At 57.4% G+C, this 12,616-nt stretch carries 14 protein-coding genes; 10 read left to right on the top strand and 4 right to left on the bottom strand.

What is annotated here, in order from left to right:
• The first annotated feature begins 142 nt into the window (after positions 1–142).
• Positions 143–559 (top strand): GNAT family N-acetyltransferase, encoded by a 417-nt coding sequence (locus ABLV08_RS15945; protein ID WP_020077651.1) that lies wholly within the window; start codon positions 143–145, stop codon positions 557–559.
• 176 nt (positions 560–735) lie between these two features.
• On the opposite strand, the gene ABLV08_RS15940 is transcribed toward ABLV08_RS15945, so the two are convergent.
• A complete protein-coding gene (locus ABLV08_RS15940; RefSeq protein WP_032709455.1) occupies positions 736–1,383 on the bottom strand; it encodes a TetR/AcrR family transcriptional regulator in 648 nt (215 codons plus the stop codon).
• An 80-nt stretch (positions 1,384–1,463) separates the two neighbouring features.
• Between ABLV08_RS15940 and ABLV08_RS15935 the strand changes: the two genes are divergently transcribed.
• Positions 1,464–2,957 (top strand): MDR family MFS transporter, encoded by a 1,494-nt coding sequence (locus ABLV08_RS15935; RefSeq protein WP_015369093.1) that lies wholly within the window; start codon positions 1,464–1,466, stop codon positions 2,955–2,957.
• Here ABLV08_RS15935 and ABLV08_RS15930 read toward each other — a convergent pair.
• Positions 2,954–3,925, bottom strand: a complete 972-nt coding sequence (locus ABLV08_RS15930; RefSeq protein ID WP_161798755.1) for a LysR substrate-binding domain-containing protein — start codon at positions 3,923–3,925, stop codon at positions 2,954–2,956. The two genes, ABLV08_RS15935 and ABLV08_RS15930, sit on opposite strands and share 4 nt — an antisense overlap.
• Before the next feature lie 39 nt (positions 3,926–3,964).
• On the opposite strand from ABLV08_RS15930, the gene ABLV08_RS15925 reads away from it, so the two are divergent.
• Together ABLV08_RS15925 and ABLV08_RS15920 are read left to right on the top strand one after the other, a co-directional pair.
• Positions 3,965–4,594: a pyridoxamine 5'-phosphate oxidase family protein gene (locus tag ABLV08_RS15925; RefSeq protein ID WP_348856022.1), complete on the top strand. Its 630-nt coding sequence runs from the start codon at positions 3,965–3,967 to the stop codon at positions 4,592–4,594.
• Complete coding sequence (locus ABLV08_RS15920; RefSeq protein ID WP_015369090.1) at positions 4,594–5,064, top strand: nuclear transport factor 2 family protein; 471 nt, start codon at positions 4,594–4,596, stop codon at positions 5,062–5,064. The genes ABLV08_RS15925 and ABLV08_RS15920 overlap by 1 nt, the downstream gene beginning before the upstream one ends.
• A 19-nt stretch (positions 5,065–5,083) precedes the next feature.
• On the opposite strand, the gene ABLV08_RS15915 is transcribed toward ABLV08_RS15920, so the two are convergent.
• Positions 5,084–5,620 carry a peroxidase-related enzyme gene (locus ABLV08_RS15915; protein WP_015369089.1) on the bottom strand — a complete coding sequence of 179 codons (537 nt, stop codon included), beginning with the start codon at positions 5,618–5,620 and terminating at the stop codon, positions 5,084–5,086.
• Positions 5,621–5,736: 116 nt separating this feature from the next.
• Here ABLV08_RS15915 and ABLV08_RS15910 point away from each other — a divergent pair, with 116 nt between their 5' ends.
• From ABLV08_RS15910 to ABLV08_RS15900, 3 genes are all read left to right on the top strand, one after another.
• Positions 5,737–6,642 carry an AraC family transcriptional regulator gene (locus ABLV08_RS15910; protein WP_015369088.1) on the top strand — a complete coding sequence of 302 codons (906 nt, stop codon included), beginning with the start codon at positions 5,737–5,739 and terminating at the stop codon, positions 6,640–6,642.
• A gap of 62 nt (positions 6,643–6,704) precedes the next feature.
• A complete protein-coding gene (locus ABLV08_RS15905; protein ID WP_045375196.1) occupies positions 6,705–7,607 on the top strand; it encodes an EamA family transporter in 903 nt (300 codons plus the stop codon).
• A 101-nt stretch (positions 7,608–7,708) separates the two neighbouring features.
• Positions 7,709–7,999 (top strand): YicS family protein, encoded by a 291-nt coding sequence (locus ABLV08_RS15900; RefSeq protein ID WP_015703867.1) that lies wholly within the window; start codon positions 7,709–7,711, stop codon positions 7,997–7,999.
• Positions 8,000–8,044: 45 nt separating this feature from the next.
• Here the strand turns inward: ABLV08_RS15900 and ABLV08_RS15895 are convergent, their stop codons facing one another.
• A complete protein-coding gene (locus ABLV08_RS15895; RefSeq protein ID WP_020077647.1) occupies positions 8,045–8,995 on the bottom strand; it encodes a LacI family DNA-binding transcriptional regulator in 951 nt (316 codons plus the stop codon).
• A 293-nt stretch (positions 8,996–9,288) separates the two neighbouring features.
• Between ABLV08_RS15895 and ABLV08_RS15890 the strand changes: the two genes are divergently transcribed.
• From ABLV08_RS15890 to ABLV08_RS15880, 3 genes are all read left to right on the top strand, one after another.
• On the top strand, positions 9,289–9,603 hold the full coding sequence (locus tag ABLV08_RS15890; RefSeq protein ID WP_015369080.1) for a PTS sugar transporter subunit IIB: 315 nt from the start codon (positions 9,289–9,291) through the stop codon (positions 9,601–9,603).
• A gap of 11 nt (positions 9,604–9,614) precedes the next feature.
• Positions 9,615–10,940, top strand: a complete 1,326-nt coding sequence (locus ABLV08_RS15885; RefSeq protein ID WP_015703869.1) for a PTS cellobiose transporter subunit IIC — start codon at positions 9,615–9,617, stop codon at positions 10,938–10,940.
• A 276-nt stretch (positions 10,941–11,216) separates the two neighbouring features.
• Positions 11,217–12,596 (top strand): carbohydrate porin, encoded by a 1,380-nt coding sequence (locus ABLV08_RS15880; RefSeq protein ID WP_032713034.1) that lies wholly within the window; start codon positions 11,217–11,219, stop codon positions 12,594–12,596.
• Positions 12,597–12,616: the final 20 nt, after the last annotated feature.

The raw sequence follows: 12,616 nt of genomic DNA, 5'->3' as shown, positions 1-12,616 counted from the left end.
GCCCTTTCGAAAGTCATGGAAAGGTTATTTCGCTTACTTTGAAGGTCAAAATTAAGACAAAAAATAATGGAGAAAATAAGAATATTTTGTGAAAGTCAGGAGAGGAAAATATAACGATAGCCTGTGCAACTGGAGAAACTTAATGGCTCTAATAATTACAAAAAGCATTAATCCCGACGATCAACAAGAATTGTTTGCCGGCCTACGGCAGTATAATCAGCAGTATCTCGACGCAGATCAGTTTGGCGATCTGGGCATTTACTCCCGCGATGAGCAAGCGGTGATGCGCGGCGGGCTTATCGCCAAACGCAAAGGCAACTGGCTGTGTATCGAATACCTGTGGGTGAGCGAAGCGACGCGCGGCAACGGTCTGGGCCGCGAGCTTATGCAGGAAGCGGAACGGCAGGCGCAGGCGTTGGGCTGCAGTCATCTCCTGGTCGATACCTTCAGCTTCCAGGCGCTGCCGTTTTATCAGAAATTAGGCTATCAATTGCAGATGTCGCTGCCCGATTTCCCGCACGCGGGTATGCAACGCCACTATTTATCGAAGACACTGTAACGATAACCGTGGATAAGGCGCGACTTTTGCGCCGGATGGCGGCTACGCCTTATCCGGCCGACAGTTCTTTGGTAGCCCGGACAAGGCGCAACGCGCCGCCTCCGGGAAAATCCCTGCGCCAGGAGAGCCATAAGGCAGAAGCAGTATCAGCATCTGAATTAACACAACATCACGCCTTAACCGCCGACCCCGTGGCCCATTAACGCCAGCGCGTGGCTAACAATGGTCTGCCGGGTTACCGCCTGTAAGCGCGGGTCGCTATGGATGCGCGAGAACGGCACCAGCACCAGGCTAATCACCGTGGTAAACAGCAGTTCCGGCGCCAGCGCCGGGTTAATTTTCCCCTCCTGCTGCCAGCGGCGAACCGTCTCCAGCATCACCTGAAAACGCTCCTCGCCGAAGCGCGCATCCATGTGCTGGCGCAGCATCGGCATCTCGCCGATGATCTCCTGCATCCACAGCGGCGCGAACCAGGCATTTTGCTCCGCCATGTCCGCCAGCGTCTCAACCATCATCGTCAACGCCGTTACCGGATCCTGCGGATGGTCGACGAAAATGCGGCTGATATCGTTGCGCAGCGGCATAAAGCGCTCTTCCAGCAAATTCTCAATCAGCGCTTCCCGCGACGTAAAATAGTAATTCAGCATCGCCGGCGTCACCCCGGCCTCTTTGGCAATGGCATTGAGCGACACGCGGGCCGCGCCGTGACGAGCAAACAGCGCCAGGGCGATATCTATCAACTGCTCGCGGTTAGCGGTTCCCGGTTTTTTACCGCGTGGCCGACCGGGGCGGCGCGGCGCTTCATTAGCTTTTTGTGCTGGCATATGTTGGCGATCTCTTGACCCGATTCATCATTTCACTAAATATTAATTATGCATTTAATTAATTTCAAGCGAGTGATGCAATGACATCTGAAGTCGCAAACCAACCGGCGCCCTCAATCCGCCTGCTGTTCAGCGCCCTGCTGCTGGTGATGCTGCTGTCGGCGCTGGACCAGACCATTGTCTCCACCGCCTTGCCTACTATCGTTGGCGAGCTCGGCGGACTGGATAAACTCTCGTGGGTGGTTACCGCCTATATCCTCAGCTCGACCATCGTGGTGCCGCTGTACGGTAAATTCGGCGATCTGTTCGGGCGTAAAATCGTGCTGCAGGTGGCGATCGTGCTGTTTCTTGCCGGTTCCGCGCTCTGCGGACTGGCGCAAAACATGACGCAATTGGTACTGATGCGCGCGCTACAGGGGCTCGGCGGCGGCGGCCTGATGGTGATCAGCATGGCGGCGGTCGCCGACGTTATCCCACCTGCCAACCGCGGACGCTATCAGGGACTGTTCGGCGGCGTCTTCGGCCTGGCGACGGTTATCGGCCCACTGATCGGCGGTTTCCTGGTACAGCACGCCTCATGGCGCTGGATTTTCTATATCAACCTACCGCTGGGCCTGTTCGCGTTGCTGGTCATCGGCGCGGTATTCCACAGTAGCAACAAACGTAGCCAGCATCAGATTGACTGGCTGGGGGCGATTTACCTCAGCATGGCGCTGTTATGCATCATCCTGTTTACCTCGGAAGGCGGCAGCGTCCATGCGTGGAATGACCCGCAGCTGTGGTGCATTCTGGCCTTCGGCATCGTGGGGATCATCGGTTTTATCTACGAAGAACGGATCGCCGCCGAGCCGATTATTCCGCTGTCGCTATTCCGCAACCGCAGCTTCCTGCTGTGTAGTCTGATTGGCTTTGTTATCGGCATGTCGCTGTTCGGTTCGGTCACTTTCCTGCCGCTCTATCTGCAGGTGGTGAAAGAGGCGACGCCAACCGAGGCCGGGTTACAGTTAATCCCGCTGATGGGCGGCCTGTTGCTGACCTCGATCATCAGCGGCCGGGTGATTAGCCACACCGGGAAATACCGAATTTTCCCGATTATCGGTACCCTACTCGGCGTGACCGGCATGGTGCTGCTGACACGCATCACCATTCATTCGCCAATGTGGCAGTTATACCTGTTTACCGGCGTGCTCGGCGCTGGCCTGGGGCTGGTGATGCAGGTACTGGTGCTGGCGGTACAGAACGCGATGCCGGCGCAGATGTACGGCGTCGCCACTTCCGGCGTGACCCTGTTCCGCTCGATTGGCGGCTCCATCGGCGTGGCATTGTTCGGCGCGGTCTTTACCCATGTGCTGCAAAATAACCTGCAGAAACTGCTGCCGGAGGGCGCGGTGCTGCCGCCAGCCATGAACCCGGTGGCGGTACAGCATCTGCCAGCGGCGATCCGTCTCGATTATCTCGACGCCTTCGGCGCGGCGATCCATGCGGCATTCCTGATGGCGGCCTGCATTATGGCCGTCGCGTTTGTCCTTTCCTGGCTATTGAAGGAGGCGCCGCTGAAAACCGCGGCGCATTAAACGGCCCCGGCAATGCGTAGCAAGGACTGGCGCAGCGCCGGCGCGGCAAAATCGATAAATTTCCGCAGCTTAAGCGGAGCCAGCTCCCGCGCGGTATATAACAAATGAACCGGCGCGGGCTCCGGCTCGACGCTTTCCAGCAGCAGACGCAGTTCCCCGCAGCGCAGGCCATCCAGCGCCTGGTAGTGCAGCAAGCGGGCCACGCCAACGCCCAGCCGCGCGGCATCGGCGGCGCTCTCCGGCGTGGTGACGGCTAACACCGGCGGCAGATGAATGAGCTGGTCCTCGCGCTCAACGGCGCGAAAGCGCCAGCCGCGATAGGGCATCGGCGATTCAATACGGATGATCGGCAGCGCCGCCAGATCGCGCGGCCGCTGCGGTTCGCCGTATTTCGCCAACAGCGCGGGATGGGCGCAGGCGACAATGCGCATCGCGCCGAGCCGGGTCGCCACCATGCTGCTATCAGCCAGTTCGCCAATCCGTACCGCCAGATCGATATGGTCGTCGACCAGATCGGCATTACTGTCGCTAAGTAACAAACGTACGCGAATTTGCGGATAACGGGCGATAAATTCACTAATGACTGGCAGAACGTGCTGGCGACCAAACATCGTCGGCGCGGAGATCACCAGCTCGCCCTTCGGTTCCTGGTATTCACCCGTTGCCCGGCGTTCGGCGTTTTCCACCTCTTCGAGGATCCGCCGCGCGGCGGCGACATAATCGACGCCGGCATCGGTGAGGGTGAGTTTACGGGTGGTGCGCGTCAATAAACGGACTCCCAGCGCGCTCTCCAGCTCGCCGATATTACGGCTCACGGTAGTCAACGGCGTATTCAGCGCCCGCGCCGCCGCCGACATACTGCCCAGTTCAGTGACTTTCACCAGCAGCGCCATAGCGCTTAATCGGTCCATTATTCTCCCGCTTTTCGGAAAGATGATTACCAGATAAGCAGTATTATCATTTTTCACAGCACAGTCCATGATAGCCCCCTACCTTCAGGAGGCGTTATGACAGCAACCTTTCTCGATATCGCTATCACCCCGGATGTCATGGATGTGCAACATGAAATGGGCAGCGACCAGCTGTGGCAAACGCCGCACAGCCGCCGTCAGGCGGATCGCTTCGGCGCCAGCGAAGAGGGGATGATCGCTACCCGCGACAGTTTTTATCTGGCGACGGTGTCGCAAAGCGGCTGGCCCTACATTCAGCATCGCGGCGGCCCGCCGGGTTTTCTGCGCCTGCTGGATGACACCACGCTGGCCATGGCCGATTTCGGCGGTAATCGCCAGTACATCACCACCGGCAACCTGCGCGGCAGCGACCGGGCCTGCCTGTTTTTGATGGATTACCCGCGCCGTGCCAGGCTGAAAATCTACGCCACCGTCGAGGTGCTGGTGGCGGAAGAGCAGCCTGAGCTGCTGGCATTAGTGACGCCGACAAACTATCGCGCCAGCATCGAACGCCTGTTTCGTTTTCATCTGCAGGCTTTTGACTGGAACTGCCCGCAGCACATTACGCCGCGCTACAGCGCACAGCAGGTCGCGGAATACAGCCAGAGCCTGCAAGAGCGTATTCATGAACTGGAGCAGGAGAATCAGCACCTGCAGCAACAATTATCCCCAAAAGGAGAGTTTTGATGAGCGAACAACGTCCCCCGTTACCGCCGTTTACCCGCGATAGCGCCGTGCAGAAGGTGCGCGCCGCCGAAGATGGCTGGAACAGCCGCGATGCGCAAAAAGTCGCGCTGGCTTATACCGTGGATAGCGAATGGCGCAACCGCAGCGAATTTGTCCACGGACGGGGGCAAATCGTGGCGTTTCTGCAGCGAAAATGGCGTAAAGAGCTGCAATACCGGCTGATTAAGGAGCTTTGGGCGTGGCAGGATAATCGCATCGCCGTACGCTTTGCCTACGAGTGGTGCGACGACAGCGGCAACTGGTTTCGTTCATACGGCAATGAAAACTGGCAGTTTGATGAGCACGGGCTAATGTCCACGCGCTACGCCTGCATCAACGATTTGCCGATCGCGGAAAGCGAGCGCCTGTTCCACTGGCCCCAGGGTCGCCGCCCTGACGATCATCCGGGGCTAAGCGAATTGGGACTGTAAACAGGCGCGCGACGACGGGTTAATCGGCTTTCGGGAAGTCCACTACCGTGTCGTTAACCCGGTTCACCATGTTGGTGAACAAGATGGCGCTGACAGCGCTGATGATCTCAATCACCTGCTGGTCGCTAAAACCGGCGTGACGCAGCGCGGCGACATCCGCTTCCGGCAGCGTACCGGTGGTGGTCACCAGGGTTTGGGCGAATTTCACCAGCGCGTCCAGGCGCGCATCTTCCGTATACTCGCCGCGGCGCAGGGCGTGGATTTGCTCGCCGCTGAAGCCCGCTTTTTTGGCCATCAGGGTATGGGCGGCCAGGCAGTAATCACAGCCGGTCGCTTCGCTGACCGATAAATTAATCGCCTCCAGCTCCTGCGCGCTAAGGCTGCTTTTATGCAGCATCGCGTTGTGCGCCAGCGCCTGCTGGAGCGCCGCCGGCGAGTGGCCGCCGATGGTCAGATAGGCATTCGGCACTTTACCCATCGCTTTTTTAATTCCGGCGAAAATATCGGCGGCTTTCCCGGTGGCATCTTGTTCACGGATATCGGCTAAACGGCTCATGGTGTACTCCTGTTGTTTGAGGGTATGTTGTGGCAATGGAGACATCTTAGTGGTCGGCGACGTGCTAGACTGGCGCTCTTCGTCTCATTTTTTTGTCTTATCGTCTCAGGAGTCGCATGGATAGTTTGAGCCATCTGTTGGCGCTGCTGGCCCCACGTTGCGAAGTGAATCTTCATTGCCGTTTCGGCGGCCGCTGGCAGGCCGGACACGATCAAATGCGAGCGGGCGTGGTGCCGTGGCACTTTGTGTTGCGCGGCGAAGGACGGTTAACCGTTGGTCATCAAACCCGCCACATGCGCGCCGGCGACGTGATCCTGCTGCCGCACGGTTCGCCGCATCTGATGGAGAGCCTGGTGGAGTGGGGCCAGGTACTGCCCGTCGCCCACCGCTTTAACGGCACGCTGACGGAAGTCCGCACCGCCGAAGAGAGCGATGCGCTGGAGATGCTGTGCGGCGAGTTTTACTTCGGCCCGCACGTTAACTGGCTGTTCGCCGAAGAGTCGGCGCTGATCCATTTACATACCGATGAGCGCGAAGATTGCCCGGAACTGGATATTTTGCTTAACGTGCTGGTACGCGAAAGCCTGGCGGAACATCCCGGCGGCAGCGCTATCGTACGCAGTCTTGGCGATACGCTGCTGGTACTGCTGTTACGTACCCTGCTCGGCGCGCAGGAGCCGCCGGGCGGCCTGTTGCGCCTGATGAGCGATGCGCGGCTGATGCCGGCCGTTCTCGCGGTGCTGGCCGCGCCGGAACAGCCTTGGACTATCGAGAGCATGGCGGCGCGGGCGTTTTTATCGCGCGCCACCTTCGCCCGCCATTTTGCCCGCGTCTATCATCTGACGCCACAGGCGTGGCTGTCGCAACTGCGGATGGCGATGGCCGCTCGCCTGCTGCATCTCGATCGCCAGGCGCGGCTGGAAGTGATTGCCGAACGCTGCGGTTTTCAATCACAGGCTTCGTTTGCGAAAACCTTTAAAAAACACTACGGCATGACGCCGGGCGAGTGGCGTCGGCAGTAAAGCGCGCGCCGCGTCGCGCCGTGCTATGATTCCTGCTTTGCGCTATTTCACGCGAGGGAAAAATGGGTTCCAGCAAAAGAGGGATGTTGAACGTATTGATCGCCGCCGTCCTGTGGGGCAGTTCCGGGGTCTGCGCGCAGTACATTATGCAGCAAAGTCAGATGTCATCGCCCTATCTGACCATGATCCGCCTGCTGTTCGCCGGGCTGATTTTGCTGATGCTCGCCTTCGTTCACGGCGACAAAATTTTCCGCGTTATGCAAAACCGCAAAGATGCCCTCAGCCTGCTGTTTTTCTCGCTGGTCGGCGCGTTAACCGTGCAGTACACCTTCCTGATGACTATCGAGAAGTCGAACGCCGCCACCGCCACGGTGCTACAGTTTTTGTCGCCGACGATTATCGTCGCCTGGTTCGCGCTGGCGCGTAAGGCGCGGCCCAGTCCCTTTGTGCTACTGGCGATTGGCACCTCGCTTGCCGGCACCTTCCTGCTGGTCACCCACGGCAACCCGACCTCGCTCTCCATCTCGCCGGCGGCGCTGTTCTGGGGGATCGCCTCAGCCTTCGCGGCGGCGTTTTATACCACCTATCCCTCAACGCTTATCGCCCGCTACGGCACGCTGCCGATCGTCGGCTGGAGCATGCTGATTGGCGGGGCGATGCTGTTGCCGTTTTATGGCAGCCAGAGCGCGAACTTTGTAGTGAACGGCCGTCTGCTGCTGGCGTTTTTCTATCTCGTGGTGATCGGTACCTCGCTGACCTTCAGCCTGTATCTCAACGGCGCCCAGCAGATTGGCGGCGCAAAGGCCGGGATTCTCAGCTGCGCAGAGCCGCTGAGCAGCGCCCTGCTCTCTCTATTGCTGTTGGGCATTACCTTTACCCTGCCGGACTGGCTGGGGACGCTGTTGATTCTCTCTTCGGTCATTCTCATCGCGGTGGATTCCCGGCGGCGGGTACGCGCGGCGTAATAGCAATCATCTGATTTTAAACAACAAAAAGTGTCTAACATTTGCGCAATTCACCTGCTGCGCATATAGTTGACTGAAGCGAAAAGTGAAGGAGAAGCGCCATGAAAGCGTGTTGGATGTTGTGTCTGGTTACTGCCCTTAGCGCCAGCGCGGCGTGGGCCGAATCGCCGCTGCAAAGCCTGCAGTTTGAGCAGCAAAAACAGCAGGTGTTGAAAGCGGTGAAGGAAAAATGCGCCCCGGCGAGCACCCTCAGCGATACCGATTTCGCCAATAAAATCCTCGCCTCGAAAGACAACCAGAGTTACGTTCGCGAAGCGACGCTGGCGAAAGAGCGCAATAATCAAAAAGGCTATCTGGCCGCCATTGATAAAATTCGCTGCCCGGGTAAATAACGGGCTGAATTATCAGGAAAACCGTTGCCTGCCGCGACGGTTTTTTTATTTCCCCCAACGCTCGGGAATAATTAAGTCGCCGCGCAGCAGGCTGCCGCCGGGCTGCGGGCTTTTGCCGATCAGCCAGTTGACGATCCGCGAAGCCATCGCATCCATCGAATACTCAATCGCTGGGATGGTCGGAATACCCGGCATCTGCAGCGAACCCGCGAGACTGAAGACCATTACTTTTTCCGGCACCGCGCGGTTAAACGCCTGCAGCTGCGGCACTACCCGCTGCGCCTGCAGTTCATCGCTCACCAACAGCGCATTAAAGTTCAGGGTAGTGGCGTTATTCATCAACTCCTGTACCGCCACCGACGACGAGGCGCAGTCCAGGAAGACCAGGTTGCGATTAAACGGCAGGAAGTTCTTCTCCAGCGCATGCTTATAGCCCAGCAGCACCTGATCGGCAAAGCCGCTCCCCTGCGGATGGATCAGCGCAATCTGCCGCCGCCCCTGATTAATCAGATAATGACAGGCGGTTTCCGCGGCGAAGGCGTGATCAAACTGAATACTGTTCTCGCCATCGCTTTCCAGACAATCAATCAGCACCACATCGGGGCGCTCGATCTGCAGCGGAAAGCGCGCGCCGATGATCAGCACGTCATCGCACAGGCCACAGGTGAGTTCATCCAGCGCGCTTAATACGTCGCCGCGGTTATTGGCGAAGCGCAGCAGTAGATGCTTCTGATGCTGGCTGAGCTGTTTTTCCAGGGCGTAGAGATAGCTGGTGGTCTGATTGATGTTGTCCTGCGCGCAAATCACGCCGATACAGCCCGTCGACTGGCTCAGTAAGGATTGGGCAATCATATTGGGCCGGTAGTTCAGCGTTTCCGCCGCCTGAAGCACCGCCTGGCGGCTGGCCTCTTTTACCCCGCGCGAACCGCTCAGCACGCGCGAAACCGTGGCTTTCGATACCCCGGCTAACCGTGATACATCATTGATTGTCGACATCTTTTTTCCCCTGGCAGGTGCGGCTTAGCCCCTGTAACGCTGTGTCCTGAATCGCTTCAATTATAACCAGCGGCAGTATAGCCGTTTCCTTTTTTATTTGGAAACCGATTTTCCATTTCGGCAAAAAACCACGCCAAATCGACATTATTTTGTGAGCGAAATCTAATTAGTAAGCCCGCTAACGGTGAGTTATTGACCGCGCTCACAGTTCTGTTTTTTATAAATGGAAACCGGTTTCCGTCTGATATCAAATCATCCTCGCAATAACTTTTTACATATGAGGAAAGCCGTCGATGTACAAGATTATGCTGTGTTGCTCCGCCGGGATGTCCACCAGCCTGCTGGTGAGGAAAATGGTGGATGCCGCAAAGGAACGCGACCTGCCGGTGCAGATTGACGCCTATGGCGTTGCCGAATTTGATATGCAGTTTCCACAATACCAGGTGGTGCTGCTTGGCCCCCAGGTCAAATACATGCTGAAAATGCTTAGCGAGAAAGCCGCTCCCCTGAATATTCCCGTCCAGCCTATCGATACGATGGATTACGGAATGCAGCGGGGAGATAACGTTCTGAATTATGCCCTGTCGCTGATCGCCGCGGCGCACTAAGAGGTGTTCAAATGAGTTCTCTGTATCAGTCGATGATTGCCGTGATCGAGCAATCTATTACTCCGCTGGCAGGACGCCTTGGGCAACAGAAATATGTTATCGCCATCCGCGATGGCTTTACCGCCGCATTGCCGTTCATGATCATCGGCTCTTTCATGCTGGTATTTATCTTTCCGCCTTTCTCGCCGGAGACCACTAACGGCTTTGCCCGCGGCTGGCTGGATTTTTCCCAGCAGTACCGTGAACAGCTGATGCTGCCGTTTAACCTCAGCATGGGCGTTATGACCTTCTTTATCTCGGTCGGCATCGGCGCCAGCCTCGGACGCCAGTTCCAGCTCGATCCGGTCATGTCCGGCCTGCTGGCGTTTATGGCCTTCCTGCTGGTCGCCGCGCCCTATGCCGATGGCAAAATTTCTACTCAATATTTATCCGGCCAGGGCATTTTCACCGCGCTGATCACCGCCATCTACTCCACCCGCGTTTACGCCTGGCTGAAGCAAAACAACGTGACCATTCGCCTGCCGAAAGAGGTGCCGACCGGCGTCGCCCGTTCGTTTGAGATCCTCATTCCGGTACTGGTGGTCATCGGTACTCTGCATCCGCTCAACCTGTTCATTGAGGCGCAAACCGGCATGATCCTGCCGCAGGCGATTATGCATCTGCTGGAACCGCTGGTCTCCGCCTCCGATTCGCTGCCGGCGATTCTGCTGTCGGTGCTGATGTGCCAGATTTTCTGGTTCGCCGGTATTCACGGCTCGCTTATCGTTACCGGGATTATGAACCCGTTCTGGATGGCCAACCTGTCGGCAAACCAGGCGGCGCTGGCGGCCGGCGCGGCGCTGCCGCACGTTTACCTGCAGGGCTTCTGGGATCACTATTTGCTGATTGGCGGCGTCGGTTCGACCCTGCCGCTGGCCTTCCTGCTGCTGCGTAGCCGGGTCACGCATCTGCGGACTATCGGCAAAATGGGCATCGTGCCGAGCTTCTTTAATATCAATGAACCGATTCTGTTCGGCGCGCCGATCATCATGAACCCAATGATGTTTATCCCCTTCGTCTGCGTGCCGATGGTCAACGCGGTGCTGGCTTACGGCGCAACCCGCCTTGGCTGGCTGAGCCAGGTGGTGTCGCTGACGCCGTGGACGACGCCCGCGCCGATTGGCGCCTCGTGGGCGGCTAACTGGACTTTAAGCCCGGTGGTGATGTGCGTTATCTGCATGGTGATGTCGGCAGTGATTTATCTGCCATTCCTGCGCGCCTATGAGCGTTCATTAATAAAGAATGAAGTCGAAAAGGCGAAAAGCGTTGCACCGGTCGCCGGGGCCGTTAGCCAGTAATTCCTGTATTACCTGAAAATATGTATTTATGCGGAAAAGGGATTTTCGCCAAATAATCTGATTATAAACGCAATAACCTCAGGAAATATATTTTGAGAAAAAATTAATACATCTGCATTTGTACTAGCCGTTAAATTTCGCCACTGAGAGTAAGATATTTATTCTCCGGCGTAGCTGTACCCTGAAAAAACAAATCAGCTTATTTTGGTTATTTTTATTTTAACCAGAATGGGGCGGTTATTGTCTGCATATATTAATTATTAAAGTGAGATAACCATGAATACAGTTAAAAAGCTGCCATTGGCCATGGCGGTTATCGCCGCGCTGTGCCCAATTTCCGTACTGGCGCAGGATTTTACTCAGGAACAGATCGACGCCATCGTCGCGAAAGCCGTCGATAAAGCGCTGGCCGACCGCCAGGCTAAAATTGATGCCGCGGCCGATAAAAAGGTCGATGTTATTACCAACCCGCAGACCACCGCCGCTTCGCCGGATATGGCGATCCCTTTCGGCCTGAAATTTAGCGGCTACGCCCGCTATGGCGCCCATTTCCAGACCGGCGACCAGAAATATGTCGGCGTCGACGGCTCCTATAACGGCGCCTCGGCGATTGGCCGTCTCGGTAACGAAAGCAACGGCGGCGAATTCCAGATCAGCAAAGCGTTCAAAAGCGCGCAGGGGGCCATCTGGGATCTCAACGTCATGTTTGACCACTGGAGCGACGAGGTTAACCTGAAAAAAGCCTACGTCGGCGTCACCAATGTTCTCGAATCCAACCCCAACGCCTATATCTGGGCCGGCCGCGATTTCCACCAGCGCCCGCAACAGGGGATCAACGACTACTTCTGGATGAACCACGACGGTCAGGGCGCGGGGGTGAAGAACTTCGATATCGGCGGCGTGCAGTTCGACGTGGCGACGGTGTCGCAGGTGAAATCCTGTAGCCCGGAAGTGATGGCCGATGAGACCAACCCGTCGCGCATCACCTGTACCGGCAGCTCCGATACCGGCGACAACGGCCACTACGCGCTGACCACCAAAACCCACAACATCAAGGCCGGGCCGATCGACGTCGAGGTGTACGCCAACTACGGCTTTGACTCAAAAGCGGTGGACAGCGACGCGCGCCTCGATGCCTGGCAGGGCGGGCTGGTGCTGAGCCACACCAACGACAGCGGGGTGAACAAAGTGATCCTGCGCTACTCCGACAACTCGGATAACAGCGTCTACAACAAAACCGACGACCTGACCACGGTCTACGCCAGCTTCGAGGGCAGCCATAAGTTCACCCAGCAGGCGCAGATCGAGTATCTGCTGGCCTTCCACGACTACGACAACGGCAAGGATAATACCGATAACCGTAAAAACTACGGCGCGATCGTCCGGCCAATGTACTTCTGGAACGATGTGCACTCGACCTGGCTGGAAGCGGGCTACCAGCGCGTGGACTACGACCAGGGCGGGGATAACCACGGCTGGAAGCTGACGCTGTCGCAGAACATCGCCATCGGTATGGGGCCGGAGTTCCGCCCGATGCTGCGCTTCTATGTGACCGGCGGCCAGGTGGATAACGAACACACCGCGAAAGTAGACGGCACCAGCGACGAGCGGCTGGATTCGCTGAACATCGGCGGCATGTTTGAGGCGTGGTTCTGAGGCAATCCGATTCCCGGCTG

The sequence above is a fragment of the Klebsiella sp. CN_Kp088 genome, from assembly GCF_040064335.1.
Classification (GTDB): domain Bacteria; phylum Pseudomonadota; class Gammaproteobacteria; order Enterobacterales; family Enterobacteriaceae; genus Klebsiella; species Klebsiella aerogenes.
Note: the sequence above shows the minus strand (reverse complement) of the source record. Positions and strands in the feature narration are given on the sequence as shown.